Raw genomic sequence first — 24,963 nt, forward strand, 5'->3', positions numbered from 1 at the left:
AGGTAATATTTTGCATATTGCTTTGTTTGAAATAGTGTAATTTAATGGCTCTCATTTATCATCCTCACCCGCGCCCACTCAGCTGAATCAGTGAGCACCAAATTAGTAGCAACAATCCGCACCACCCTGAATTGCAATAAGGATGCAAGACGGTTAAATGCGCTGCTGGATTTTATGGAAAAGCTGCATGTATAAAGTCACCATCAAGCCGCATTGGGAAATTGGACAACACTCTGACGACTCGCTCGACACGGCAGCGCTGCTGGCGCTACTCACGTCAATCAGGGAAACCGGATCGATTTCGAATGCGGCTAAAGAGACCAAACAGTCCTATCGGCATGTGTGGGGATTATTGCGCGAGGCCGAACAGTTATTCGGGCATCCATTAGTGATTACCGAGCGCGGTCGCGGCAGTATCCTAACCGCGCTGGCAGAGAAATTAATCTGGGCTGACCGTCGCATTGCAGCGCGTTTGTCGCCAACACTTGAAAGTCTGGCCTCAGAGCTGGAAGGCGAACTCAGCAAAGCCGTTGCCGGTTCTTCCAAAAAGATACGCCTGAATGCCAGCCACGGTTTTGCGGTGGCAGCACTGCTGAACCAGTTAAATGCCATTCATTTGCCACTTGATCTGCGCTATCGCAACAGCACCGATGCCGTCTCAGCCCTGTCTCGCGGCGAATGCGATCTGGCCGGATTTCACGTGCCCTTTGGCGAATTTGAAGAGGCAACCGTTGCCCTGTATGCCCGCTGGCTAAACAAAAAGATGCACTGTTTGATTCATCTGGCGGTGCGCAAGCAAGGATTGATGGTCGCGCCAGGCAATCCAAAAAATATTCAAACACTGTCGGATCTGGCCGGTACGGGCGTATCTTTCGTGAATCGACAAGCCGGTTCGGGCACGCGCATGCTGCTAGAAATGTTGCTATCCAAGGCTGGTGTAGCGCAATTAGCGATAGAAGGATTTGAAAGTACGGAATTTACCCATTCGGCAGTAGCTGCCTTCATCGCCAGCGGCATGGCTGATGTTGGATTCGGCGTACAAACTGCCGCAGAGCGGTTTGGTCTGGAATTTATCCCATTAATCAGAGAACGTTATTTCTTCGCGCTGCCAATCGCCGCGATGCAAGACCCATTGATGCAACAGGTCATCACGACAATACAAACCGACGCTTTCCGTCAGGTCGTTAATCAGCTGGCTGGCTATGACGGCAGTGCAACTGGCGAAATTTTTTCACTTTCAGATGCATTTTCCAGCTTAAGTTGAAGCCTGTTCGAGTAAGGCCGCGACTGACTTGTAGTGCCATATAAGAATGAGGACTAGTCATGTTTGCCCCTTATTCCCGCGTCACCGTCACCTTGACATGACCATTCTGACCAGCACCCCATCCGGCAACCAGAATCCCGAAGGCTACGACAATAAACAATATGGCACTGGTGTGCCAGCCGTCGCTTATGTCGTGCATGATACCGACAGCAAGCGGCCCTAGCGCCGCAATACTGTAGCCAAAGCCTTGCGCCATCCCGGATAACGAAGCTGCAATATGCGGATCGGATGAGCGCAATACGATTAGCATTAAGGCAATGCTGAATGTGCCGCCCTGCCCCAATCCCAGTATCACAGCCCACCACCAGACCGCACCGATGTCGCTGATATCGCCACTGGCAAAAACGCTGGCAACACTGCCGCCCAGCCCCCCAAACAAGCAGCCCATCATCCCGGTTGTGGTAAAGATCACCGCCAGGATAATCATTAAGCGCTGATCCTTGCCACGGGTTGCCAGCCACGGCCCACTAAACGCCGTGATCAATTGGGATGAGACTGACAGCGACATCAACAAACCGGCATCCAGAGGCGTCATCCCACGCGAAATCATGATCGTCGGCAACCAACCGAATACGATATAGGCCAGCGCTGACTGCAAGCCTAGGTACAACGTTACTTGCCATGCCAGTTTACTGCGCAAAACACCACTTACGCGGTAACGATGCTGCCCTTGATGTCCTCCTGAAAGCGACAATCGCGGCGCAAGTTGCGGCCACCAAATGACCGCAGCAAGTAACGCGGGCAACATCCAAAACGCCAACGCGACCCGCCAATCACCGCCCGCCAGTTGTTTAATCGGCACCGTAATCCCGGACGCCAACGCCGCCCCAAGCGACAGCGCCATCGTATATAAACCGGTCATTACACCGGCATGACGCGGAAAATCACGTTTGATAATCCCCGGCAACAAGACCATCACCACGCCGATGCTAGCGCCCACTAGCAAAGTCCCCGCAAACAAACCCTGCACACCTAGAAAAACCCGCAACGCCATGCCGGCGGCTAATACCAATAAAGCCGATAAAATTACCCGCTCAGCCGACCACCAACGCGCCAACAAAGGTGCCAACGGTGCAAAAATACCAAAGCACAGCACAGGTAAAGTCGTCAGCACTCCTGCACCGGCCGAGGATAAACCAGTGCCCTGCCGCACCATCTCCAGGATGGGTGCAAGACTTGATAACGCCGGGCGCAAATTGATGCCTACCAAAAATATACCCAGCACTAACACCAGCTTTGATTGCGCAAATCTAGCCGCAGCGCTAGCGGCGACATGCTCTATTTCAGAGGGATGCGGTAATGTACTTTTTTCATCGATGTCCTCGTCATGATTGTTGACCTCAGCATCGACCAGCAATAACTCTGCCTTAGGCGTTATGCATAAAGCGCCGCCCTCGTTTTGCATCATTACAGCGTCTCCGGTTGGTACTATTTTAAATTTCCCATAATCATATACGCTTAATATGAAAAATTAACATTAAGCCAAGGACTAGCAAACAAGCGTCTTGGCAAAGGGCGTGATGACGCATGATATTTTGATAATTAATGTGCGACATTTCTGGAAATCGCCTAAATAAAGGGTTTTTTCGGCTCCTTTATTGATCCAGCCTTTAAAATAGCGCGTTATCCGCAAATAGCGGACTTAAAGGAAAAGTAATGAAGAAAGTATCAAAAGCCCTGTTATGTATCGCCTCAAGTGTTGTTCTATTGGCAGCATGCGGCAAGCAAGAAAGCAAAGAAGAAAAAACGGCATCGGCCGCCGCACCTGCTGAATATATTGTCGGTGCAGAAGCCACCTTTGCGCCATTTGAATACCAGACTGAACAAAAGGAAATCGTTGGCTTCGATGTCGATCTGATGAACGCCATCGCCGACAAAGCGGGCTTCAAGGTCAAATTCGTCAACACGCCGTTTGAAGGCATTTTCAACTTCCTCGCCCAAGGCGACCGCGATCTGCTGGCCTCGGCCATCACGATTACCGACGAACGCAAACAAACGGTCGACTTTTCTGAACCGTACTATGAATCGACGCAACTGATCGTGGTGCCAAAAGGTTCGACAGTCACCAAATTTACAGATTTGAAATCATTGACCGTCGGCGTCCAAAGTGCCACTACCGGCGATGAAACGGTACAAAAACTGCTAGGCAAAAGCAATCCTAAAATCAAACGCATGGAATCCGCGACGTTGGCGCTAAAAGAACTCGAAGGCGGTGGTGTGGATGCCGTTGTTCTGGATACCGGTCCGGTCAAAAATTACGTTAAAAATAACGCTTCGCTCGGTTTTCATTTCATCTCTGACCCGGATTTTCCGAAAGAGTATTACGGCATCGCAGTTAAAAAGGGCAATACCGCCTTGCTAGCCAAAGTGAATGATGGTTTAGCCGCTATCAAAGCGGATGGCACCTACCAGAAAATCTTCAGCAAATACTTTGCCGACGACGTTAAGTAATTTCCCTTGGCGCAAGCCTGCAGCACGATAGAAGGTGCACAACCCGCACGGGTTCACCATCCCCTAAAGAGAACTTCATCCGGCGAGATATTTACCTCTCGCCGACGATTTTTTGAGAATTATCATGAAACAAATTTTTCGATATTGCTTTCCGGTTTGTGCCGTTGTCATGGCACTGGTAACGCTGAGTGCATGTAATAAACAAGATGCAAACTCCGACACTAAAACGTCCGAAGCGCCCGTTACCGAACATGCTGCCTATGTGGTTGGCGTCGAATCTGCCTATGCGCCGTTCTCTTCAGAAAATGAAAAGAAGGAAGTTGTCGGTTTCGATATTGAAGTGATGAAAGTGTTGGCTGACAAAATCGGCATTGCGGTCAAATTTGTCCCGACACCATTCAAGGGAATTTTTAATTTCCTTGCGCAGGGCGACCGTGATTTACTGATTTCGGCGATTACAATTACCGATGAACGGAAGCAGACTGTTGACTTTTCGACGCCGTATTTTGAGGCTAGCCAATTGATTGCAGTGCCTATTAATAACACTACGGTACAAAAATTTACCGACTTGAAAAATCTTAAAATCGGGGTCCAAAGTGCGACCACTGGTGATCAGGTAGTGCAAGAGTTAGTTGGCAAAAATAATCCGAATATTAAGCGGCTCGATTCGACGCCATTGGTATTGAAGGAGCTTGAAAGCGGCGGCGTCGATGCGGTCGTGGCCGATGATGCCGTGGTAAAAAACTATATCGCGAATAATCTATCGGCACATTTTCGCGTGATTTCGGATTCCAGTTTTCCGAAGGAATATTACGGGATAGCGGTGAATAAAAACAACCCCGCGTTGCTGGCAAAAATAAATCAGGGACTGAAGGAAATCAAGGCGGATGGCAGCTTCGATAAAATTAGCGAAAAATATTTTGGTCCGGCAAAAAATAGCTAATGAGTAAGTCACCAATAGGTGGACGTACCTGAATATGGGCTTTAATTTTGGGTACGGTATAATTTTTCGTCATTTTTACGCGCCAAAATGCGTGACTTGCGAGGCATTGCGGGATTGAAAAATCCTCACTGAATGAATGAGGCAGAATAAAACGCACCGATTTATCTGCATTGATAGTTGCCTATCGATGCAGATAAACCGGTGAAACGTTGGCATTGCGAAATGCAATGTCTGACAATTTTTTCTGTTTCATCCAAGCTCGGCAAGCTTTCAAAGTTACGCATTTTCTATTCATTCCGTCGCACTGCTTTTTCTTAACAAAATATGGATTTTCGCTGGAGCATCATCCAAGGCTACGCGCCACTGTTCGTCCAAGGTTTTTTCATGACGTTACAGGTGGCCGTGATCAGTATCATCATTGGGACTATCCTGGGTCTTTTTCTGGGGATGTTGCGGGTTGCCGATGTCAAACACGGGCCGTGGAAATGGCCTTTTCGGGCGGTCCGTGCGCTAGCTAGCTTTTACGTCGCATTTTTTCGCGGTACGCCGTTGTTCGTACAGATTCTGTTGATTCACTTTGCGGTTATGCCGGTGTTGATTCATCAGGATAATGGTTTGCTGATTTCGGGTGAGCTGGCGCGTACTATCAAGCAGAACTATGGGGCGTTTATTTCTGGTGTGGTGGCGCTGTCGCTGAATGCGGGTGCTTACATTTCGGAGATTTTCCGGGCGGGTATTCAGTCGATTGATCGTGGTCAGACTTATGCTGCGTCTAGTCTTGGGATGGGGTATCGGGCGACTATGCGGTATATCGTGCTGCCGCAGGCGTTTCGGCGGATGTTGCCGCCTTTGGGCAACGAGGCGATTACGTTGCTGAAAGATTCGTCGCTGGTGTCAGCGATTGGGTTGGCGGAATTAGCTTATGCGGCGCGCACGGTCGCGGGCGCTTACTCGCGGTATTGGGAGCCTTATATTACGATTTCGGTGGTGTACTTTACGATGACAATATGTTTGGCTTCGTTGGTGTCGCGGTTGGAGAGGAAGTATGCTGCGCCGGGGCGACATTAAGGGGGATTATTTTGGCTGATTAGTCGGTAATTGAAACGGGGGTTTCTCCGTGGTTAGTTCGCCGGAGGTAGCCCGGCAGCGAGCCACTTTTTCTTGCTTCGGCTAGGTGCCCCCGGCCTGTAGCCACGGAGAAAAACCCGTTTCTATTACCGACTAACTAAAAACCATTCACTCCATCTCCACCAACACCCCATCCGAAGTAATCACAGCAGTCCGAATCCTCTTCCCTAAAAAAACTCCCTCAACAGCCGCCCGATATCCACTCAGTTGCGCCTGATATCCAGCCCGCTCACTGTCCAGCAACTGCCGCTTATAATCCAAAATCCAAACTTCCTCCTCAAACATCACCACCCGATCAAAGCGTAACGAAACATCCGCCGTCACTTCCATCTCATTACGAGCAGCAACATGTAACCCCGGATCAAAAAAATGTACCAACGAAGGCTCAGCCAAGATAGTCCTAGCCTGCTGCTGCACAATCAATGCCAACTCCAAAGTACACGGCAACCAGCGCGCGATAGTCGCAACATCCGGCACAACGATCGGCCAATGCCCATGCTGCGTCAACCGCTCCAACAACGCATGCAAAGCCACACCTTCATCAATGGCATCGTTACTGACCTCTAAAACCGACAAAACCTCTTCCTCGGAAACATCAATAAGCGCGTGCGTCAATAATGACAATGACGATGACAACGGCATTGGCACCGGATCGAACACAGGCAAAACAAAACCGCCATCGCCCTCAGCATCAAGGCTAACCGCAGCCTCCTCCGCCATCTCCAAATCTATTTCCTCCACCCATTCCAGACGCGCATACCAACTCCCCTCAGTCACCCCACCAACCGCGCTGCTACGCGCCCCCGCAACGCCGCTAATAATCAACAACTGCTTGGCACGCGTGGTGGCGACATATAACAAATTCCAGTCTTCCTGCGCCTTAAATCCCTCTTCCGCAGCAAACAAACGATCCCGCGCCGCGCCGCGCTCAGCGGCGCGACCGAACGCTGAAAAATGCACCGGTGCATCTTCATCTTGCGGCCAATCGCACAAAATCCCGATATCATCGCGCGCCGGATCGCTATGATTTGCGTCCAGCAAAACGACGACGGGCGCTTCCAAACCTTTCGCACTATGCACAGTCAATATCCGCACAGCATCGATAGACGCATCGATACTCGCCTCATCCGGCGCATCACTTTCGGCAGTATGTTGCAGCACCCGCAATGCATCGATAAACTTCGGCAAACTTGGATAACGCCCGGCATCCATATTCAACGCCAGCGCAACGAACGCTTCGATATTGCCAATTGCCTGACTGCGCGTCATCGGCGTTGCAGCCTGCGCGTAACGCTCAACCAACTGTCCCTGATGCAACATCACATCCAACAAATCATGCACCGATAAGCGCGGTGATAGCGCCAGCCAGTGTGTCAACAAATGCGCTGCGCGCTGCAACGCAGCGGATGCGTCGGACGTCGAAATTGCATTTTCACTGATCGCGGTGAATGCCAGCAAACGCGGCCACCAACCACGCTCAGTGCGCTGCGCCAACGCAATCAAATCATCATCGGTAGCAGAAAAAATCGGCGACTTCAACACATGCGCCAAAGCGCGACTATCGTCGGGGGTGATCAAAAATGTCAGCAACGCAATCAGATCGGAAATTTCAAGCGATTCGAGCAAACCGCCGCGCCGATCCGATATAAATGGAATCCCGGCGTTGCGTAAAGCGTTCTCATACGCGCCTAAATGCGTGCGTTTTTTTACCAGCAGCATGACATCCGACCAACGCACATTGCGTTTACCATCAACGCTCTTAATCCGTATTCTATGGCGCGCCGCAATCAACGCCTGCGCCACGCCAGTGCCTTCATCCCGACGCCGGGCGTCCTCCGATTCTTCCCGCGCCGTCGTAAGAGGATTGCGCAATCCCATTAACGCATCATCATCTTGCCCGGCTGAAACGGCGGCGTTAGGAGTCTGTTTAATCAACGGCAAACGCCAGACCGCGCCGCCTTTTTCTCCCAACGTCGTTTGCGCTGAAAACAAGGGATTTGCATCAAAACTGGCATTCAATACATCAACAATCACGGTCGCATTACGGCGCGTCTGATTAGCTTGCAAGACTGTCGCTCCCTGCCGTTGTAACATATCGCGGGCGGCAACAAATACGCGTGGTTCTGCGCGGCGGAAACGATAAATCGATTGTTTTGGATCGCCCACAATAAACACGCTGGGTTGCCCGGCATCTTCGCCATAGGCATTTAGCCAGGCGCGCACGATGCTCCATTGCAGCGGATTGGTATCCTGAAATTCATCCAGCAAAATGTGTTTGTAGCGCGTATCCAGCCGACTTTGCACATAGGCCGCGCTGTCGGGATTGGTTATCAGGCGATAGGCTTGCCACTCCAGATCCGCAAAATCGAAGACGCGCTGCTCTCCCTTAATGGCCTGATAAATTTCTACATAAGCATTTCCGACAACGAATAAGGCCCTATTCAGCGCCAGCACATTCCGTTCACCACTACGGCGGCGCAGTAATTTCAGCGCTTCGCCGACCTCGAAAAATGCATCATCAAAAACACTGATGCCATCGGGACCAAAGTTATCCTCCAGCGCCTTTTTCAGATTATTGGTTTTAGTATTACCACGTGGTTTGCCGTTATCGTCAAAAAACTGATGACACAGCGCATCGAAGTTTTCTAAGGCAGCTCCCGCGGTCAGCGCGCTTTCCATCGCCGTCGCGCGTTTTTGATTGGTCGCCGTGCCCTGCCCGAGCAACCATGAAATATTTTTTATCCTGTCGATTACCTTGGCGTCATCCCATAACGATAGTCGGGCATCTATCTCAGCATCGGCGCCACACATAGCGGTCAGCCATTCCAACGGCGTAGCAATATCCAGCGGCGCGGTGCTGCTGGCCCACCATTCCGCCCGCTTACTCACGAATGCGTTCAGAAGCTTGCGTGCGTTGGCGTCACCGACCAACTGATACAAACTCAACATTGTCTGCTTCAGTTCGGCATTATCTTTATCGTTTAACGATTGCATGAAGCGTCGATACGCATCGGCTAACAATTCGCCGGTTTTATCGGTCAACGCATAGCCGTGCGGCACGCCCGAATTGAGAGGCGCAATTTGTAGTAACCGGGCAAACCAGCTGTGAAAAGTATCGATAGACAGGCTTTGCGGACTAGACAAAACGCGCTCATACAAAGCCCGTGCGTGCGGCATTGTTTGCGTCAAATCTTGCGCCGGAATACCACGCTCCGCTAAAAGAATACGGACCTGCACATCCGGTGCCAAGGCTAGTTCACGCAGCAACTCAAGCAAACGCTCGCGCATTTCTTGCGCGGCTTTGCGGGTGAACGTAATCGCCAGCAATTCTGATGGCGCTGCGCCCGCCAACAGCAAGCGCAACATACGCGCCACCAGCAACCATGTTTTGCCGCTACCGGCGCAAGCCTCAACCACGACGGAATGATGCGGATCGCAAGCGGCGTTAACGAAAGGCTGGGCTTCTACTGGTGTGCCATTCATTTGATAGGGATGCGGCATTGGTGCGCCAGCTTCGTCATGCTCAGACATATTTTGTGGCTCCATCATTACCATGCTCCCTTACGACATAAACCACGCACATCGCAGTATTGGCATACGGCATCTGTACCATTCGCTGGCATCGGTGCGCCGTCGGAAATTGCCTGCATAGTGTGTCTAATATGGTGGTCCAACACTGTCTGCGCCTGTGCATACTCGGGCGCGCTGACGTCGCCAATTTTGTCCTTGCTGAGTTCCAGCGCGACGTAATGCGCCGCCTCCACCGGCAGGTCTGAGAGCAAGCCATAAAAAGCCAATTGATGATCTTCGTGATCATTCAATTTCTTATTCAAGACAATGACGCTGCTGGATTTGTAATCCAGCACGGCGCGTTCACCGGCATCGTTTTCATCGATTCGATCGATACGGCCATGCAACGTAATTTGTCCCTCAGCTAACGATAGATTTTTTTCGTAAGCCTGTTCGCCAAAAATAAAACGCCAGCCTTGCGCTTCACGATCATTCGCCCAGGTTACATAAGCAGAAATCACTTTCTGCCAGCGTGCGTAATAGCCAAGCGCAGCGGCATTTTTGGCAATAATTTTATCGAATAATTGCTTCGAAATATCCACCAATATCGCAACACGCTGTTCTTGCACATTCGCGATAGATTGATCTCGCAACATTTCATGATAGGTCTGCAGAATCTGATGCAGCCAGCCGCCATAATCACGTTTTTCTGGCAAATCGGACAGTTCATCCAACGATGCCAACGACAACATCCGCTTAGCAAAAAATTGATAAGGGCAGGCAATAAAACTGTTGTAGCCGCTGGCTGAAAGGCGTCCCGGACGCAGCACTGCGGCGATCGGTGCAGGCATCAACGCTGGGGTCGCCAATAAGCGCTGCTCTGCGATGATGGCGCGATGTCGTGGCAACGTAGCCACGCCAGCACGCGCCAAAGTCAATTCCAGACGTTCAATCCACGGACTAACCGGATTCGGTTCACCATCCTGATGCGCCTGCCATGACAACACCACCGTCGGATTCATCGCTAGCAATTCGACCAGATCGCGCATCTGCTGACGTTGGCGACTTTCCCGCGTCGCCAGATTCAATTCACGGCGCACGGTATTGGCGAAAAATAAGGTCTCTTGCGGCTGCGAAGGTAAATGGCTAGCATCGGCACCGACTAGCAGCACGGCGTCAAAATGTCGTAAGCGCGCACCGTTCAGCGGCAGCATTACGACGCGCCGGTCGCTGGCAGGACTAATGAAACTGGTGTCATCGAGCTGCAGATTGACTAGTGCGCGCCATTCAGGAAAAGAGAACAGCGCGGCGTCTCCGTCGTCCCCACTTTCAGCGGCAATATTTTGGAGCATTTGCAAAACTTGCTGACCCGCAGGATCGCGGCTTAACGCAGTCGCGACACCAATTGTCTCTAACGCACTTCCGGTATTGATCCATCCACGCAACGTTTTACGACCGGCGTAGACGCCCGCTTGTTGCGCCAGCATGGAGACCGTTTGTTGCGCCACGGGCACATCACTCAGGGCATAAATGACGCTACCCCATTCACCTAAAACATTCGCCCGCCGCAGCGCTATTTCAATCGCCATAACTTGCGAGGATTTATCCGGCAAATCGGCCAACATAAACGGAGATTTCAGAAAATCCAGCAACGCCGTCGTTTCGCCACGTTGCGTGACAACGTCAAACCATGCCGCAATCGCAGATGCTGCGCGCGTGGTCGATAATTTCCAGCCGGTTTCATCGGCAACGTGGACTTGCGCACGTTCTAGCAAAGCGCGTATCCGTCGCGCAACAACCCGATCCTGCGCCACAATCGCTAGCTTGTTTTTGCCAGCTTGCAGCCAGTCAAGAATGGTCTGCGCACCCTGCACGGCTTCGTCTTCGATGCTGTGAGTAGCACACAAGGCGAGGCTGGATGGCTGCCTGACATTAAATGCTGGGGCCGCAAATAAATCATCAACAGGCGCTTGATGGCCGCTCTGTGCTGCGTCTGGCGCATCAATTAGCTCTGGCCACGCGGCAGCATAGGCTGTGGCGATATTCTCGGGCTGCCAATCCAGTATAATCAGTAAGACCGGCTGCGTCTTTGCGTAGGCTTCTAGAAAAGCACGTTCCATCGGCTCGGGTTCGACTGAGCTGATCCATGCCAGCGGTGAATTGGCTTGCTCCGCAAATTGCAGCATTTGATCGAAACGCACCGCCATCGCATCATCGCCATCCAGCTGACTCTTCCAGATCGACCATACCAGTTGCGTCTCGTCAGACAGCAGCTGACGGGCGCTTGGCGTCAATTGTTCTAGCGCGGCTTCCCAGCGCTGATCTATGTCCCCGGTCGCCCGTATCGATGGCAACAATGCCTGCGTCAACTCATCCGACAATGCCAGCAGCGTTTGCGCCAGCGGTAGCAAATCAGTGTTGCGACGCGCACTAAATATTTTTTTCAACCACGCATGTTGGCGCAATTCAGAATACAAGCGCATCAACCGTTCACTGCTGGCACTGGCAGTTGGCGCGTTTGGCGCTGGCGGCAAGGTTTGCAACAGTGCCGATAAGGTATTGATACGCGGCGGAATAAATGTGCCGGCGCCGGGTAAAGCCGTCGCCAGCGCATCTTTCAATAATGTGGCGTGCACATACGCCGGCACAATCACGCGCCAACTGGAAAGATCGCGCGTATTCTCACCACCGCTTTCGCGACAGACACGCGACAAAGCAGCGGCTACCTCGGGCCAAAAAGTATTGGAAGGCGATAACGATAAGGACTGAAATTGGGACTTGAAAAGAGACTTATTCGGCATATTACTCATGAAATAGGGATATGGATCATGCCAGGAGCACTACAATCGGCCTGTTGGACGACTCTTTTTGCAACAGGCGCTTAGTATTTTATGCGAGCAATCGGCGTAAATAGGTAAAAAATAAGAACACTGTCTCCCCTTTTTATTAAAATCGGTTATTATTTAACGAACATCCCGCCGCAACACCTCTTATCACACCCGCAAAACTTGAAGTCTCGTACGGCATCCCCACTTATTTATTAGAATAGGGACCCGCCGCAGACAGCCACCCAGGTATTCGGATAAGTTGTCTTGGCACACATTAATTCTTTTTCCCTCTACCCGAGGAAACCATGAGCGAAAACATTAAACATATTACCGACGCATCTTTTGAAGCAGATGTACTTAAATCCGACAAACCAGTATTGGTCGATTTTTGGGCCGAATGGTGTGGTCCTTGTAAAATGATTGCCCCGATCCTGGAAGAAGTCGCCAAAGAATACGACGGCAAAATCCTGATCGCCAAGATGGACGTTGATGCTAATCAGGCAGTACCTGCCAAATTTGGTATTCGCGGCATCCCGACATTGATCTTGTTTAAAAACGGCGTTGCAGCCGCTCAAAAAGTAGGCGCGTTGGCAAAAGGCCAGCTAACCTCGTTCATCGATAGCAATATTTGATGTATCTGATGTAAACTGCGAACAAACGCGACGGTGCGCCCGCATCGTCGCCTATAATTTTTAGACGACACCGTACAAGTAAGCTACTCACACCACGTAGTCCCCTCCCCCACCAGACAATTCCCACCCCGGGACACTCATAACTATGCATTTATCTGAACTAAAGGCGCTACACGTCTCCGCCCTGCTAGAAATGGCAATCGGCCTCGACATCGATAACGCCGCGCGCTTGCGCAAACAAGAACTGATGTTCGCCATTCTCAAGAAACGCGCGAAATCAGGAGAACAAATTTTTGGCGATGGCGCTCTTGAAGTTTTGCCTGATGGCTTTGGCTTCCTGCGCTCGCCCGACGCCAGTTATATGGCGTCCACCGACGACATTTATATCTCACCTTCACAAATCCGCCGTTTCAACTTGCATACTGGCGATTCAATTGAAGGTGAAGTCCGCACCCCGAAAGACGGCGAACGCTATTTCGCCCTGGTCAAAGTTGACAAGGTCAACGGCGAATCACCGGAAGCATCGAAACACCGCATCCTGTTTGAGAACCTGACGCCCCTGCATCCGAACAAACCGCTGCCGCTCGAACGCGACATGCGCGGCGAAGAAAACATCACCGGCCGCATCATCGACATGATCGCGCCAATCGGCAAAGGCCAGCGCGGTCTGCTGGTAGCATCCCCAAAATCTGGTAAATCCGTCATGCTGCAACACATTGCGCATGCGATCACGACCAACCATCCTGATACTGTGATGATCGTCCTGTTGATCGACGAACGTCCTGAAGAAGTAACCGAAATGCAGCGCTCAGTGCGCGGTGAAGTAGTCGCATCGACATTCGATGAGCCCGCTACCCGCCACGTCCAAGTCGCCGAAATGGTGCTGGAAAAAGCTAAGCGTCTGGTCGAAATGAAAAAAGACGTCGTGATCCTGCTGGATTCCATCACCCGTCTGGCACGTGCTTACAATACCGTGATCCCTGCTTCCGGCAAGGTACTGACCGGTGGTGTAGATGCAAATGCGCTACAACGTCCAAAACGCTTCTTCGGCGCGGCCCGTAACATCGAAGAAGGCGGCTCGTTGACCATCATCGCTACAGCGCTGATTGAAACCGGTAGCCGTATGGATGACGTGATTTACGAAGAATTTAAAGGGACCGGTAATATGGAGGTCCATCTGGAACGTCGCCTTGCAGAAAAGCGCGTCTATCCAGCGATCAACTTGAACAAATCCGGTACACGTCGCGAAGAATTACTGATCAAGCCTGATCAACTGCAAAAAATCTGGGTGCTGCGCAAACTGCTGTACAGCATGGATGAAATCGAAGCGATGGAGTTCATCCTCGACAAAATCAAATCTACCAAGACCAATCTGGAGTTTTTCGATATGATGCGGCGCGGTAATTGATTGAATGATTGAAAATAGGCGATTGCGGTAAGAAGTCGCTGAATTGAGCTACAAAAAAGTCTGACCTGCGCAAGCACGTCAGACTTTTTTTGTGCAGCACAGCAAAAAAATATACGGAAAAATAGACGTTAGTTTGAAACTTCGGACAGTGTCCATCGGTCGCACACGACCAGTGCAGACGCGCAATTTTCGATTGGCTATGGACATAAGCACGCCATGAGAACAAAATTATGGAGCGTTAAAAACGCTGAAAGAATAAACAAAAAACCTCGCAAGTTCTCTCCGGCATCCTTGCTGACTTGCATATGGCATAAAATTTATACCTGATGAAGATAGGAATAATCCAACAACTCTGACGTATTGACAACGCCCCGAGATAAATCCCAATTAAGTGCTATTCTTGCGAACCTCAAATTCTGGCGGAAATAAAACCATGACAACCACCAAGTCCAGTCAATCAAAATTCGGTACCGTTTTGCGCGTTACCAGCGGCAACTTCATGGAGATGTTTGACTTCTTCCTGTTTGGATTCTACGCCACACATATCGCCAAAACCTTCTTCCCTGCAAGCAATGAATTCGCGTCCCTGATGCTGACTTTCATGACCTTTGGCGCAGGTTTTTTAATGCGACCTTTAGGCGCGATTATTCTAGGCGCGTATGTCGATCGCATCGGTCGCCGCAAAGGTTTGATCGTGACACTGGCATTAATGGCAATCGGCACGATGCTGATCGCCTTTGTACCGGGCTATGCCACCATCGGCTATCTGGCACCGTTTCTGGTCTTAACCGGTCGTTTGCTACAAGGCTTCTCAGCCGGTGTTGAGCTGGGCGGCGTGTCTGTTTATCTGTCAGAAATGGCAACGCCGGGCCACAAAGGATTTTATGTGAGCTGGCAATCGGCAAGTCAGCAAGTCGCCATTATTGTGGCAGCTGCGCTTGGCTATGGCCTTCAGGTCAATCTGGCACCAGCGCAAATCGCTGATTGGGGATGGCGCATTCCTTTCTTTATCGGCTGCATGATCGTGCCGGTATTGTTCATTATTCGTAGTTCGTTGCAAGAAACAGAAGAATTTCTCGCCCGCAAACATAAACCAAATATGCGTCAGATCATGCGCTCCATGGTTGACAATTGGGGCTTGGTAATCGCTGGCATGATGCTGGTGTCTATGACAACCGTTTCTTTCTACCTCATCACCGTATACACACCGACATTCGGCAAAACGGTCTTGAAACTCACGACGACTGACGCATTGATCGTGACCTTTTGCGTCGGTATCTCCAACTTTATCTGGCTGCCGGTCATGGGAGCGTTATCTGACCGCGTCGGTCGTCGCCCACTGTTACTGATATTTACGATCCTCACGATCCTGAGCGCTTATCCGGCGTTATCCTGGTTAGTGTCAGAACCAAGCTTCAATCGCATGCTGATTGTTGAACTATGGTTGTCATTCTTATATTCCAGTTATAACGGCGCGATGGTCGTTGCATTAACAGAAGTGATGCCGGTGGATGTGCGTACTGTCGGCTTTTCCTTAGCCTACAGTCTGGCAACGGCGATTTTTGGTGGCTTTACCCCAGCCATTGCGACCGGATTGATCGAATTTACCGGAAACAAAGCAGCGCCAGGTTTGTGGATGAGCTTTGCAGCTGTTTGCGGCCTGATTGCCACGCTGGTGCTTTACCGTAAAAGCGGTAATCAACAAACAACCGCTATAAAAGCACCTGCCTGACGCTAACCGGCCTATGCAGAATAGTCTGACTGGTAATACTTTTGCCAGTCAGACAACAAAGCGCCATGCGTAAACCACTGATTCAATTGCAGTTTTACTGTATAATCGCGTGTTTTCCACCTTGGCAAGTGATCGACAATCGGGTCAAGAAGCATGGCGACCGACGAAGTGACGATTGGCTACCGACAATTTTGAGGCAATTATGAAAGACGGCATTCACCCAAATTATCGTGAAGTTTTGGTCCAAGACATGTCTTGCGGTTTCCAATTCATCACACGTTCTACTATCCAAACACGTGAAACAGGTACTTTCGAAGGTAAAGACTATCCTTTAGTAAAGATCGAAGTTTCATCGGAATCGCATCCGTTCTACACTGGTCAACATAAAATCGTTGATACAGCTGGTCGTGTTGATAAATTCCGTAAAAAGTTTGGTACTGTTGGTTCAAAAACATCAGTCGCTGCAGGTTAATTTATATCTGCTGAGCGGTTGTAAAAAAAGGCAGCTCTGGCTGCCTTTTTTATTTTCAACATCGATCTGCCTACGCCGCGATCAACTATCGACATACTAGTAGCGCAAAAGCCATGCATGAAGAACGTATTAAGAATGCATCGTGCAACGGATCGATCGCTGGGATGCCAGACACTTTGTACCCGATAATATGTGCCCACCGCAATTTTTGCGGCACAATACCCACCTCAACATTCTCATAAAGCCACATTGTGATGAAGCCAGTTCGCCTTCCCGCTTCCGCCACCAGCGCACTGCCACGCTGGGGCTTATGGGCGCTCGGTTTGCTCTATATTTTGCCCGGCCTGTTCGGTCGCGATCCGTGGAAAAATGACGATGCCTCCAGCTTCGGCATTATGTGGACCATGGCGCATGGCAGCCTCAATACTTGGCTGGCACCACAAATCGTCGGCCTGCCTATGCCGGGTGAAAGCCCGCTGACTTTCTGGATCGGAGCAATCTGCATTAAGCTTTTCGGCTGGTTGCTGGGCGATCCCCTGGCAGCGCGACTATCGACCATCGTTTTCTTTTTAATCGGTTCGCTGTCCGTGTGGTACGCCACCTATTTACTAGGACGCCGCAGCGAAGCGCAACCGCTGCGACTCGCCTTTGGCGGCCAGCCAGAACCCAGAGATTTTGGACGCACGCTTGCCGATGGCGCTTTCCTGATTTATCTCGGCTGCCTCGGCCTGCTATTACACAGCCACGAAACCACCGCAAAAAGCTTGCAGATGTCGCTAGTCGCATACGCGATCTACCTCGCGGTGCGCCTGTTCGACGCCTCCAACGCAGCACCCGGCACGACGCGCACCGCTGCTTTTACGGCAGCTTTCGCACTGCGCAGCGCCGCCCTACTTGGCTTGGCGCTGGGTTTACTGACCCTGACACGCGGCTGGGCTGTCCCGATAACAATCTTCATTGGCTTAAGCAGTTTAGCCATGCTGCGAGAGAAAAAAATCGCCGTCCATTTGTTGCTGGTGACGTTACCCGTCGCCATCATCGTCAGCGGTGCGTGGTTTCTGGCGAGTTATATATTGCTGCCAGATGGCAATAATTTCACTTTCTGGGAAGATCAAAATCTGCGGCAACTCGGCTGGCCGACGTTGACCACTTTCGCGTATTACTTCAAATACGGCATTTGGTTTGCGTGGCCAGCGTGGCCGTTCGCTGGCTGGGCCGTGTACGCATGGCGACAACAACGCAAAGCCCTTCATATTGCCCTGCCCCTGACATTTTTCATCAGTTTGACCGTCATGATTTTCCTGACGCCAAGACCGGACGAAGGCATACTTCTGCCACTCTTACCGGCGCTGATTATTCTGGCAGCATTCGGTCTTCCGACGATGAAACGCGGCGCGATCAATGCGGTCGATTGGTTCTCGGTGATGACACTGACGACATGCGCGGCTTTTATCTGGATTGGATGGATCGCCAAAGAAACCGGCTGGCCAGCGCAAATTGCCAAGAATGCCTATAAGCTGGCGCCCGGCTTCAAACCCGGATTTAATGCGACCGCATTAACGATCGCCATTCTCGGCTCAATTTGCTGGATATTTTTAGTCAACTGGCGCTTGTCACGCCGACCAGCGGTACTTTGGCGCGCCGTCGTATTGTCCTCAGGCGGCGTCGTATTGTGCTGGTTGCTGCTGATGACGCTGTGGTTGCCATGGATTAATTACGGCAAAAGCTACGCAGGCGTGGCTACCCAAATCGAGGCGCATTTGCCCAACCTCAAGCAATGCGTCGACACCAACGTGGGCCCGGCACAACGTGCTTCGTTCGCCTATTTTGGAGACATTCCATTTTCTGAGTTAAGTCAGGAACGTTGCGATTTTCTGTTGTACCAGGACAATAACAATACCAAATCCGACGATGCCGCGATCTGGCGCCAATTTAGTGGCCGCTGGAAATTACTATGGAGCGGACGTCGCCCCTCCGACCGCGATGAGCGTTTCCGCTTATATCAACGGGTTGGCAATTAGCATGGAATTAGCGCGTAAAAATATGACATTTTCTTTCGGAAAAATCAGAATGAGAAGTCATCACGCGCTATTGCAACAACGCATAACGTAGACGGCCCGGAAAAAACGTAAATTATTGCCACTGATTTTCCGGGCTATCAAAGCCACTATCGAGCTAAACATTACACAGTCATTCATTCATCGCACCAGAACGCGCCTCGCCCGCTCTAACACAACGCACATTGCCAAGCTGGCGTGGCCCATCCTGATTGGGCAATTGGCGCTGATCTTAAACGGCGTCATCGATACCGCCATGACCTCGCGATACTCCGCCACAGATCTGGCTGCACTAGCGTTGGGCGGCGCGATTTATGTCAGCGTGTTCGTTGGTCTCAGCGGCGTTTTACAAGCGTTGTCCCCGATCATCGGCCAACTATATGGCGGCCAGCGCATGGCCGATATCGGCTATCAAGTCAAACAAGGCACTTGGCTAGCGCTATTTTTATCATTGCTCGGCTGCCTCGTACTGCTATTTCCGCAGCCGTTTTTATCGGTCGCCCATGCCTCGCCCATCCTCAGCGCCAAAGCCACTTTATATTTGCAAATTCTGGCGTTAGCGTTACCGGCCACGCTTGGATTTAATGTCTACTCGGCGTTAAACACCGCAGTCTCGAAACCCAAAATGGTGATGGCAATCAAAATTATTGCCGTTCTGCTTAAGTTTCCACTAAACGCACTGTTCATTTTTGGCGGCTTCGGTATTCCGGCGTTAGGCGGCCCCGGCTGCGCCATCGCCACCACCGTTATTTCATGGCTGATGCTATTGATCGCTTGGCTGATCCTGCGCCACAATAGTTTCTACAAACAATTTGCCTTGTTTCACAGCGGGTTCGTCAAGCCACACTGGCACGCACAACGCGCTTTATTAAAATTAGGCATCCCCACCGGCTTAAGTTATTTCATCGAAGTTACTGCGTTTACCTTCATGGCAATTTTTATTGCCCGGCTGGGTGAAACTGCTGTGGCAGGGCATCAAATTACCGCCAATTTTGCGACCGTCCTATACATGCTGCCGTTATCCATTGCGATCGCCAGCGGCATTCTGGTAGCCCAAGCGATTGGTGCCAAAGAACTCGATCAGGCGCGGCGCATCGGCTTTTCCGGCATTCGATTGGCGGCAATTTGTTCGGCCACTATCGGCCTGATCATCTGGCTTGCACGCGCCACGATCATTCGCGCTTATACGCCAAACGAAACCATCATCGCGGCTGCCATGCCGCTGTTTATATTTATCGGTTTTTATCAATTATTCGATGCAATCCAGTGCAGCACTGCCTTCGTTTTGCGCGCATACAAAGTCGCTATTGTTCCAACGATCATCTACGCTGTATCGCTGTGGGGAGTGGGTTTAGTGTCCGGCTATATTCTTGGATTAAATCCATTTGGCATCAGCCCGCCAGCGCTGCATGGGGCTGCCGGTTTCTGGATGGGAAATAGTGCCAGCATTGCATTGGTCGCCACAAGCCTGCTAATTTATTTACATATCGTGCAGCGCCGTGCGCAACAGCAGCAGCGCTAAACGGCCAGTGCGCAACGTACGAACAGTCGATTTTATAATTTATTAAATAAAAATAGCATTTACAGTGTTAAAGCTATTGATCCAGCGAATCAAATAAGCCATAATAGCGGACGCGTTGCCGAGATGGCGGAATAGGTAGACGCACGGGACTCAAAATCCCGCGCTGAAAGGCGTGCCGGTTCGATTCCGGCTCTCGGCACCAAGAATGTGTTTTAAGAAGTTCAAGTAAGTCCAATGACCCGTGTTTCTCCTCTAGAGAACGCGGGTTTTTTGTTTATAGAGGGCTTTTAACGCCCATTGCAATCAAACGGTTTTGAATACACTCTTGCATCCAGGAGTGCAAACCCCAAAATCGCGTAGATACAAAATGCCGAAATTAGCAAAGCCACTGACTGACACACAAGTAAGAACCGCCAAGTCCATGAGCGGGCACTCCTACACGCTGTCTGATGAGTCCGGTATGTATCTGGAGATTGCAGAGTCCGGCTCAAAAATATAACGCATGTCCTACCGACAAGAAAGAGCGAAACAAAACCGCTTAACCTTCGGAGCGTACCCTGAGGTTTCGCCACTTGAAGCAAGAGCGAAACGTACGGCAGCGCGTAAGCTCTTGACGGATGGCATCGACACGGAAAATTCAGGCGTGACTCAAAGCAGGCTAAGGCCATCGCAGCAACTACACAAGAACAGTTAACCAACTGGCTGCAAAAGGATGTATTTCCATTGATCGGAAATATGCCTGTTTCCACGATCAAGCCACTTGACGTTCTGGCGACCGTGGAGAAAATGGAAGCGCGCGGCGCTAGTGCTTCTACACTGGGTAAAGCAGCTATGTGGGCAGGTACTGCGATATGGTGTGGCAACCGGGTTGGTAGAGCGCGATGTGACGGCAGACCTGAAAGGAGCTTTGTCCGTCGTACCGAAAACAAACTATGAGCCATCACGGAGCCGAAGCTTGCCGGGGAATTGATGCGGTCGATATTCAGCTGCACGGCCCCCACGCAATAGCGGCGCTGAAGCTGTGCCCGTTGCTGTTTGTGCGACCAGGAGAATTACGGGTGGCAGAATGGGCAGAGATTGACTTTGGCACGGCAGAGTGGCGCATACCGGCGAAAAAATGAAAATTAAAATGAAAACGGACCACCTTGTGTCGCTATCGATACAGGCAGTGGAGATTCTGCGTAGCGTCCATGCCATGTCAGGACACGGTGGGATAAAGTGCTCGGCGCACAGAGAAATACGATTTTTCAGAACATGTCGGTCACCTTTTAAGGCACCAATCCCAGGCACATGTTCTAAGACCGATAACATACTCGTGCTTCTCCTCGTGAGAAGGCAGATTTTATGTTGTTTAAGGAATTTTAACGTTGGTTGACATACGGCATTTTTGAGGACACTCTTGGTGACATTCCACAGCGAGGGAAATGAAAAGCCCCAAATTACATAAACTGTTATGTCACTAGCGACAGATATAGGTCAAAAATATTACACTCTAGCCTTGAACTCTGGGGACGCTGGCGGAGAGCAAAGAAGGGGAAAAGTACATTAGGTGCTGAAGAATGTATAAGTAGGAGCCTTCGGTTTTATATTCAAGCAGCCAGCTTCCCGCCTTATTACGGATGTATATCAGTACCGCCTCATGGAAATATCCAGAATCGGGAAATGTGACCTTAAAGCAGCTCTTATTTATGCATAAAAATGTTGCCCCTCTCACCCGCAAAAGAAATGTGCCGCTAACCCGTACACCTTGTGCCAGGGAAAATTTTCTCACACAATTTCAGATCACATCTCGCATGTGCATCGCGCTGTTTATATTCCTGACAACTACTTTTTCCAGCATCGTACAAGCGCAAAATAACGCCACCGAGTTGCAACGTGCGCAAAATATTTCACACGTCATTATCGGCATCAGCAGTTATGTACGCTGGCCGACGCCATCCTCTGAATTACGGCTATGCGTGGTAGGTGAGGCGAAGTATGCAGGGGTCTTGATGGACAGCGCAAAGGAAAGTTCCGTGCCCCCTATTCGGGCCCATCAACTAAGCCCAAAAAGTGACGTGACCTCTGCCGAATGCAACATCGTCTACATCGGAAATATCGACGGGGCCGAGCGCGAAAAATTGTTTGCGCAGCTAAATGGGCAACCGATACTGTCGATCAGCGAACCCGGCTTGCCGTCGACAACCCGCAGCATGTTCTCTCTAAAGTTTCGTGACACTCAGATTGCTTTTGAAGTTAATTTGGACGCTATCGCCCGAAGCGGCCTGCGCGTACATCCAAACGTACTGCAATTCGCAAAGCGCGAAGCACAAAAACCATGAAAATAATAACCGAGCGAGATTCGCGGCCAACGCTGGAAAGCGTCTTACGAAGGGCGCATCTGAGCGTGGCATTGATTGCGGTGATCATGGCAGGACTGACAATCATGATCGCGGGCTTGATTGCCATGCGGATTTACTCTGAACAAAATTTGATATTGGTCGCACGGTCAATGAGCTATACCGTTGAAGCCGCTGTCGTTTTTAATGACGCCACAACAGCGCAGGAAGCGCTGGCTTTAATTGCCAAGAATGAAGATATCGATGAAGTGCGTTTGACCGATATCCACGGCAAGTTGCTGACCAGATGGAAGAGAGGCGAACCCGGCACAAGATACCTCCTTGAACAAACATTAGGCGAGTTGATACTTCCTGAACCGTTGCTATTTCCGATCACGCATAACGATGTCGTGATCGGACATATTCGGTTGACGCCGCATGGCCGCAACTTGCTGCATTTTTTGCTAAGCGGATTACTATGTGTATTGATCTGCCTGGCACTCAGCATAACGATTGCTCTGCGTTTTGCGAATCGTATGCAGGCAGGCATTATTGGACCGATGCGCGATCTCGCAGAAATAGCCCATCGTGTGCGCCGCGAACGCTCGTTTGAATTGCGTGTGCCATCGGCCGAGATTGCCGAACTGAACGAACTCAACCACGATTTCAATGCCCTGCTTGATGAATTGGAGGCATGGCAAATTCATTTAAAAAGAGAACATGAAGGCCTCACACATCGTGCCAACCATGACAGTCTGACAGGCCTGCCTAATCGTGCATTTCTGGTAGGCGAGTTGGATATGGCGATCGCCGACGCAAGGCAGAATAAAACTAGAATCGCCGTCATGTTTATTGATTGCGATCTTTTCAAGCAAATCAATGATAAGCACGGACATGCTTCTGGTGATAGTGTCCTGATCGAGATCGCGTCGCGGATCAAGGGGCAGCTGCGAGGAGAAGATCTTGTCGCGCGACTGGGCGGAGATGAATTCGCCATCTTGCTCAAATCACTGCATCATAACAACGATGCCTTCCATATTGCCGATAGAATTATCTTCGAGATGAATACGCCGATTGAATTGCCAACAGGGCGCTCTATCGTTACATCGTTAACGATCGGTATTGCAAAGTTTCCTGAACATGGTGATGATCCTGTATCCATTTTGGCTGCTGCGGACAAAGCGATGTATTCCGCAAAAAAAATCCATCGCGGCACGCGTCAACTGGCCGAACAACCTGCATTATCATCATAGGTAAAAAAATGCTTCCTTTATCAAATAGGCTCTATCTGGGGATGATCGGTATATTGCTGGCGACTTTACAGTTGACCGGGTGTCAAACCTCGCCGCCAGCAGCCAAGGCCAAATTAACACCCGGACAGATCGCCGTGCTTCAAGAACAGGGATTCAAGCTCGCAGAAGAGGGATGGGAATTAAGCTTCGCCGAAAAATTGCTATTCGGTGTCGATGCCTACAAGCTGACAGAAAAAAGTTCGGTCGCAGTTGAGAAGATCGGGAAGGCTTTGCATTCCGCTGACATTGAGAATCTCAAGGTAGATGGCCATACGGATTCATCCGGCAGTGACGTTTATAATCGTAAGCTGTCGCTACTGAGAGCAACCGCGGTCGCAGATTCATTGGTCAACGTTGGCCTTAAGCGCACCAATATCGTTATTAGTGGGCTAGGAAAAGCACATCCGGTTGCCGATAATTCGACCCCGGATGGACGTGCAGAAAATCGTAGGGTTGTCATTATTGTGCTGGTGCCATAACTTTACGCATTCGTCGTGTTGATCCTGCCTTTCCTGCTCTTACCAGGTAATTACAAAGAGGAAAAACGCGATGGCCCGCATCAAGAGCGCAGCGATGACGGGAAAATCATCTTTGCCCGTATCGGACTTCAATACGCAGGCTCTTGTGAATCCGTCCAATAGCGGCAACTGCATCGAGAACTGACGACGGCCGAGAAATAAATTGAAAAAAGGCAGCCGCAAAGCTACCCTTTTTTATACACCATGTATTACGGGAAAAATTACACGCAGAAAAACACGCAATCAAAACATCAAAATACCTTCTGAACGCCCGCCATCACACCAGTTTGATTCAATCCCGGCCCGGCGACACTGCCAGCGTCAACCGACAAAGTCGACGTGCCTGAGTTACGAATGTAGCCCGCAAATGCATACACTGCCGTAGACTTCGAAAGGTTATACGTAGCCCGTGCCAACACCATATCCGCACCATTCGGCGAGTTCTTGATTTTGTTGCGTGAAACCTGCGCATCCAGCACCAGCGCATTTATCGGATAGCTCGCACCAAGGGAATAAATTCGGCTGCCACCATCAACGGTGGTGGTCGTTTTTCTATCGATGCCACCGGCACCGATACCCCAGGCGAGCATGGCCAAGCAGATGCAATTAGCGCAAACCGGTGGCGATCACAATATGGATAAAAAAATAGCCCCTTCGATGGATCCAAAAATGCACGGAAAAATGGGCCACATGCCATCGACCAGCAGTTTCAGCGACCTATATCATGGACACTAAATCATTGTGTTGCGGCCGGAGTTTATGCCGCAGAGTACGGCCGGTGGCGGACCGAACTAGATTTGACCTGACACTACCTGTCAGGTCAAATTT

General features: G+C 50.6%; 21 protein-coding genes and 1 tRNA gene. 18 read left to right on the forward strand and 4 right to left on the reverse strand.

Going from position 1 to position 24,963, the window contains the following annotated elements:
- Positions 1 to 187 precede the first annotated feature (187 nt).
- Complete coding sequence (locus C7W93_RS14160; RefSeq protein WP_108440847.1) at positions 188 to 1,264, forward strand: substrate-binding domain-containing protein; 1,077 nt, start codon at positions 188 to 190, stop codon at positions 1,262 to 1,264.
- Between the two features lie 70 nt (positions 1,265 to 1,334).
- Here the strand turns inward: C7W93_RS14160 and C7W93_RS14165 are convergent, their stop codons facing one another.
- Positions 1,335 to 2,732: an MFS transporter gene (locus C7W93_RS14165; protein WP_225869887.1), complete on the reverse strand. Its 1,398-nt coding sequence runs from the start codon at positions 2,730 to 2,732 to the stop codon at positions 1,335 to 1,337.
- A gap of 248 nt (positions 2,733 to 2,980) precedes the next feature.
- Between C7W93_RS14165 and C7W93_RS14170 the strand changes: the two genes are divergently transcribed.
- The 3 genes from C7W93_RS14170 (at position 2,981) to C7W93_RS14180 (ending at position 5,786) form a co-directional block, all read left to right on the forward strand.
- On the forward strand, positions 2,981 to 3,775 hold the full coding sequence (locus C7W93_RS14170) for a basic amino acid ABC transporter substrate-binding protein (protein ID WP_108440848.1): 795 nt from the start codon (positions 2,981 to 2,983) through the stop codon (positions 3,773 to 3,775).
- Positions 3,776 to 3,899: 124 nt separating this feature from the next.
- Positions 3,900 to 4,718 carry a basic amino acid ABC transporter substrate-binding protein gene (locus tag C7W93_RS14175; protein ID WP_108440849.1) on the forward strand — a complete coding sequence of 273 codons (819 nt, stop codon included), beginning with the start codon at positions 3,900 to 3,902 and terminating at the stop codon, positions 4,716 to 4,718.
- A 324-nt stretch (positions 4,719 to 5,042) separates the two neighbouring features.
- Complete coding sequence (locus C7W93_RS14180) at positions 5,043 to 5,786, forward strand: amino acid ABC transporter permease (RefSeq protein WP_108440850.1); 744 nt, start codon at positions 5,043 to 5,045, stop codon at positions 5,784 to 5,786.
- 168 nt (positions 5,787 to 5,954) lie between these two features.
- Here C7W93_RS14180 and C7W93_RS14185 read toward each other — a convergent pair whose 3' ends face one another.
- Complete coding sequence (locus C7W93_RS14185; RefSeq protein WP_370446498.1) at positions 5,955 to 9,392, reverse strand: UvrD-helicase domain-containing protein; 3,438 nt, start codon at positions 9,390 to 9,392, stop codon at positions 5,955 to 5,957.
- Between the two features lie 2 nt (positions 9,393 to 9,394).
- On the reverse strand, positions 9,395 to 12,157 hold the full coding sequence (locus tag C7W93_RS14190) for a PD-(D/E)XK nuclease family protein (protein WP_201747261.1): 2,763 nt from the start codon (positions 12,155 to 12,157) through the stop codon (positions 9,395 to 9,397).
- 332 nt (positions 12,158 to 12,489) lie between these two features.
- Between C7W93_RS14190 and trxA the strand changes: the two genes are divergently transcribed.
- From trxA to C7W93_RS14245, 13 genes are all read left to right on the forward strand, one after another.
- Entirely contained in the window at positions 12,490 to 12,816 is a 327-nt protein-coding gene (gene trxA, locus C7W93_RS14195) for a thioredoxin TrxA (RefSeq protein WP_108440852.1), read from the forward strand.
- A 145-nt stretch (positions 12,817 to 12,961) separates the two neighbouring features.
- Entirely contained in the window at positions 12,962 to 14,224 is a 1,263-nt protein-coding gene (gene rho, locus C7W93_RS14200; protein ID WP_108440853.1) for a transcription termination factor Rho, read from the forward strand.
- A gap of 433 nt (positions 14,225 to 14,657) precedes the next feature.
- Positions 14,658 to 15,956: an MFS transporter gene (locus C7W93_RS14205; RefSeq protein ID WP_108440854.1), complete on the forward strand. Its 1,299-nt coding sequence runs from the start codon at positions 14,658 to 14,660 to the stop codon at positions 15,954 to 15,956.
- 202 nt (positions 15,957 to 16,158) lie between these two features.
- The gene (locus C7W93_RS14210) at positions 16,159 to 16,428 is read left to right on the forward strand and encodes a type B 50S ribosomal protein L31 (protein ID WP_108440855.1); all 270 of its coding nucleotides are present in this window, start codon (positions 16,159 to 16,161) and stop codon (positions 16,426 to 16,428) included.
- A 254-nt stretch (positions 16,429 to 16,682) separates the two neighbouring features.
- Positions 16,683 to 18,449, forward strand: a complete 1,767-nt coding sequence (locus tag C7W93_RS14215; RefSeq protein ID WP_108440856.1) for a glycosyltransferase family 39 protein — start codon at positions 16,683 to 16,685, stop codon at positions 18,447 to 18,449.
- Between the two features lie 175 nt (positions 18,450 to 18,624).
- Entirely contained in the window at positions 18,625 to 20,007 is a 1,383-nt protein-coding gene (locus C7W93_RS14220) for an MATE family efflux transporter (protein WP_108442125.1), read from the forward strand.
- A 117-nt stretch (positions 20,008 to 20,124) separates the two neighbouring features.
- Positions 20,125 to 20,209, forward strand: a tRNA-Leu gene (locus C7W93_RS14225).
- A gap of 165 nt (positions 20,210 to 20,374) precedes the next feature.
- The gene (locus C7W93_RS24460) at positions 20,375 to 20,506 is read left to right on the forward strand and encodes a DUF4102 domain-containing protein (protein ID WP_146177557.1); all 132 of its coding nucleotides are present in this window, start codon (positions 20,375 to 20,377) and stop codon (positions 20,504 to 20,506) included.
- 3 nt (positions 20,507 to 20,509) lie between these two features.
- Positions 20,510 to 20,701, forward strand: a complete 192-nt coding sequence (locus tag C7W93_RS25490; protein ID WP_225869889.1) for an Arm DNA-binding domain-containing protein — start codon at positions 20,510 to 20,512, stop codon at positions 20,699 to 20,701.
- A 238-nt stretch (positions 20,702 to 20,939) separates the two neighbouring features.
- Complete coding sequence (locus tag C7W93_RS14230; protein WP_108440857.1) at positions 20,940 to 21,128, forward strand: hypothetical protein; 189 nt, start codon at positions 20,940 to 20,942, stop codon at positions 21,126 to 21,128.
- Between the two features lie 567 nt (positions 21,129 to 21,695).
- Positions 21,696 to 22,328: a YfiR family protein gene (locus C7W93_RS14235; protein ID WP_161539934.1), complete on the forward strand. Its 633-nt coding sequence runs from the start codon at positions 21,696 to 21,698 to the stop codon at positions 22,326 to 22,328.
- Positions 22,325 to 23,578 (forward strand): diguanylate cyclase domain-containing protein, encoded by a 1,254-nt coding sequence (locus C7W93_RS14240; RefSeq protein ID WP_108440859.1) that lies wholly within the window; start codon positions 22,325 to 22,327, stop codon positions 23,576 to 23,578. Before C7W93_RS14235 ends, C7W93_RS14240 begins: the two co-directional genes overlap by 4 nt.
- Positions 23,579 to 23,586: 8 nt before the next feature.
- A complete protein-coding gene (locus C7W93_RS14245) occupies positions 23,587 to 24,096 on the forward strand; it encodes an OmpA family protein (RefSeq protein ID WP_108440860.1) in 510 nt (169 codons plus the stop codon).
- A gap of 290 nt (positions 24,097 to 24,386) precedes the next feature.
- Here C7W93_RS14245 and C7W93_RS14255 read toward each other — a convergent pair whose 3' ends face one another.
- Positions 24,387 to 24,725, reverse strand: a complete 339-nt coding sequence (locus C7W93_RS14255) for a porin (protein ID WP_108440862.1) — start codon at positions 24,723 to 24,725, stop codon at positions 24,387 to 24,389.
- On the opposite strand from C7W93_RS14255, the gene C7W93_RS24630 reads away from it, so the two are divergent.
- Positions 24,724 to 24,870: a hypothetical protein gene (locus tag C7W93_RS24630; RefSeq protein ID WP_161539935.1), complete on the forward strand. Its 147-nt coding sequence runs from the start codon at positions 24,724 to 24,726 to the stop codon at positions 24,868 to 24,870. The two genes, C7W93_RS14255 and C7W93_RS24630, sit on opposite strands and share 2 nt — an antisense overlap.
- Positions 24,871 to 24,963 lie beyond the last annotated feature (93 nt).

It is taken from the genome of Glaciimonas sp. PCH181, from assembly GCF_003056055.1.
Lineage (GTDB): Bacteria > Pseudomonadota > Gammaproteobacteria > Burkholderiales > Burkholderiaceae_D > Glaciimonas.

Bases quoted from the DNA above. Each gene is read 5' to 3' on its own strand.
- C7W93_RS25490 (WP_225869889.1), top strand. From the start codon at position 20,510: ATGTCCTACCGACAAGAAAGAGCGAAACAAAACCGCTTAACCTTCGGA.
- C7W93_RS14215 (WP_108440856.1), top strand. From the start codon at position 16,683: ATGAAGCCAGTTCGCCTTCCCGCTTCCGCCACCAGCGCACTGCCACGC.
- C7W93_RS14190 (WP_201747261.1), bottom strand. From the start codon at position 12,157: ATGCCGAATAAGTCTCTTTTCAAGTCCCAATTTCAGTCCTTATCGTTA.
- trxA (WP_108440852.1), top strand. From the start codon at position 12,490: ATGAGCGAAAACATTAAACATATTACCGACGCATCTTTTGAAGCAGAT.
- C7W93_RS14245 (WP_108440860.1), top strand. From the start codon at position 23,587: ATGCTTCCTTTATCAAATAGGCTCTATCTGGGGATGATCGGTATATTG.
- rho (WP_108440853.1), top strand. From the start codon at position 12,962: ATGCATTTATCTGAACTAAAGGCGCTACACGTCTCCGCCCTGCTAGAA.
- C7W93_RS14165 (WP_225869887.1), bottom strand. From the start codon at position 2,732: ATGATGCAAAACGAGGGCGGCGCTTTATGCATAACGCCTAAGGCAGAG.
- C7W93_RS14240 (WP_108440859.1), top strand. From the start codon at position 22,325: ATGAAAATAATAACCGAGCGAGATTCGCGGCCAACGCTGGAAAGCGTC.
- C7W93_RS14160 (WP_108440847.1), top strand. From the start codon at position 188: ATGTATAAAGTCACCATCAAGCCGCATTGGGAAATTGGACAACACTCT.
- C7W93_RS14180 (WP_108440850.1), top strand. From the start codon at position 5,043: ATGGATTTTCGCTGGAGCATCATCCAAGGCTACGCGCCACTGTTCGTC.
- C7W93_RS14255 (WP_108440862.1), bottom strand. From the start codon at position 24,725: ATGCTCGCCTGGGGTATCGGTGCCGGTGGCATCGATAGAAAAACGACC.
- C7W93_RS14170 (WP_108440848.1), top strand. From the start codon at position 2,981: ATGAAGAAAGTATCAAAAGCCCTGTTATGTATCGCCTCAAGTGTTGTT.
- C7W93_RS14175 (WP_108440849.1), top strand. From the start codon at position 3,900: ATGAAACAAATTTTTCGATATTGCTTTCCGGTTTGTGCCGTTGTCATG.
- C7W93_RS14235 (WP_161539934.1), top strand. From the start codon at position 21,696: ATGCATAAAAATGTTGCCCCTCTCACCCGCAAAAGAAATGTGCCGCTA.
- C7W93_RS24630 (WP_161539935.1), top strand. From the start codon at position 24,724: ATGGCCAAGCAGATGCAATTAGCGCAAACCGGTGGCGATCACAATATG.
- C7W93_RS14210 (WP_108440855.1), top strand. From the start codon at position 16,159: ATGAAAGACGGCATTCACCCAAATTATCGTGAAGTTTTGGTCCAAGAC.
- C7W93_RS14205 (WP_108440854.1), top strand. From the start codon at position 14,658: ATGACAACCACCAAGTCCAGTCAATCAAAATTCGGTACCGTTTTGCGC.
- C7W93_RS14230 (WP_108440857.1), top strand. From the start codon at position 20,940: ATGAGCCATCACGGAGCCGAAGCTTGCCGGGGAATTGATGCGGTCGAT.
- C7W93_RS24460 (WP_146177557.1), top strand. From the start codon at position 20,375: ATGCCGAAATTAGCAAAGCCACTGACTGACACACAAGTAAGAACCGCC.
- C7W93_RS14185 (WP_370446498.1), bottom strand. From the start codon at position 9,392: ATGGAGCCACAAAATATGTCTGAGCATGACGAAGCTGGCGCACCAATG.